General features: G+C 70.3%; 1 protein-coding gene and 1 pseudogene. Both read right to left on the bottom strand.

Translation table 11 applies throughout. The features are described 5' to 3' along the window. Positions 1–708 (bottom strand): annotated as a pseudogene (locus tag OTB19_RS42400) (Tn3 family transposase); the annotation flags it as partial. Further along, positions 639–1,172, bottom strand: a complete 534-nt coding sequence (locus tag OTB19_RS42395) for a DUF4158 domain-containing protein (RefSeq protein ID WP_267804193.1) — start codon at positions 1,170–1,172, stop codon at positions 639–641. The gene OTB19_RS42395 and the pseudogene OTB19_RS42400, both read right to left, overlap by 70 nt. Positions 1,173–1,308 lie beyond the last annotated feature (136 nt).

The following is a 1,308-nucleotide window of genomic DNA, read 5'->3' as shown; positions in this document are numbered from 1 at the left end:
GGCGTCCTCCTCGGTGCCCTCCGGCAGGACCGCCTCCAGGTCCGCCAGGGCCTTTGCCAGCTCCTCGCGGGTGACGACCTTCTCGATCCGCTCCCACGCCTGGGCCACGCTCACCGGCACCGCCGGGTCCAGCTCCTCCACCGGAGTGTCCATCAGCACGGTGACCGCGCACGCCACCGTCGCCGCCGCTTTGCGCAGTCTCGGCATCGTCTTGAGCTTGGCCTTGTCGTCGGCGCGGGCCGCGCGGGCCAGCAGCTTGGTGGACATCAGCACCTCGAACAGGGTGAGCGCGTCGTCCACCGAGGCGTTCTCCAGATGCCGCACCGTCGCCAGCACCGTGGCGGTGCGGCGCGGCTCGGCCAGTCGTCGCAGCCGAGGGGCGTGGGTGCTGACCCCGAAGCGGGCCAGCTCCGCCAGCTTCACAGGCGGCACCCGCCACAGGTCCAGCTCGCCGGCGTGCAGCCCGCGCACATCCCGCGCCCGCTCCAACGCGCCCTTCTGGCCCCGGCCGTTGACCTCGCGCGGGGTGGTACGCCACCGCTCCAGCACCGAGACGGAGTTCCCCTCGGGAACTACCAGCAGTCCCATCAGGTCACGCCGCAGATCCGGGGTGACCGGGGCGTCGACCACCGAGTAGATCAGGGCCTGCTCAGCGGTGCGGACCTCGGTGACCAGATAGGCCGCGGGGTGATCCCCGGCAACAGGCACCGGTTGCGCCGCAGCCACGTCACCGCCCGGTCGAACAGCGCCCGCGGCCCCTCGTTGGATACCCACACCCGGCCCGCGACGTGCTGCCGCAGCTCCAACTCTCCGTCCTCGAAATCCCGGACCCCCAGCAGGGACCGGATCTCCTTGGCGTGCTCGTACTGGGTGGTCTGCCGATCCGGGTAGCCCTCCAGACACGACGGGTCGTCAATCCCCAACTGGTCCGCGACGAACGCCGCCACCCCCGGCGGCACCTTCGCCGGCTGGGACAGGAACGTGCCCAGCATCCGCACCGTGCCCCATTGCACCGCCCACCCGAGACGGTTGTGAGGACGCCGTTTGGTCCTCGCCATCTCCAGCGCCAGCTCGTCCAGCCGGAAGAACGCCTCCAGCTCCTGCGGCGACGGCTCCTGCGCGAACCGACCGAACCGGGCAATCTGATCACCTGACAGGTACTCAACGCTCATGATCAGGAACGCTAGGCCCCTGACGCCCCACCCGTCCCGCCAGTGACCCAATCGAGACGCGACAGGCCCATCGCCGCAGATCAAGGGGCTGAGACGGCCTTAACGCGTAATCCTGGGCCAATATCGGCCCTACCCC

This window comes from Streptomyces sp. H27-H5, assembly GCF_026627505.1.
Lineage (GTDB): Bacteria > Actinomycetota > Actinomycetes > Streptomycetales > Streptomycetaceae > Streptomyces.
The sequence above is the reverse complement of the archived record's forward strand: the minus strand, read 5'-3'. Positions and strand labels throughout refer to the sequence as shown.

Coding starts and splice junctions, on each gene's coding strand:
- OTB19_RS42395 (WP_267804193.1), bottom strand. CDS start 1,172: ATGAGCGTTGAGTACCTGTCAGGTGATCAGATTGCCCGGTTCGGTCGG.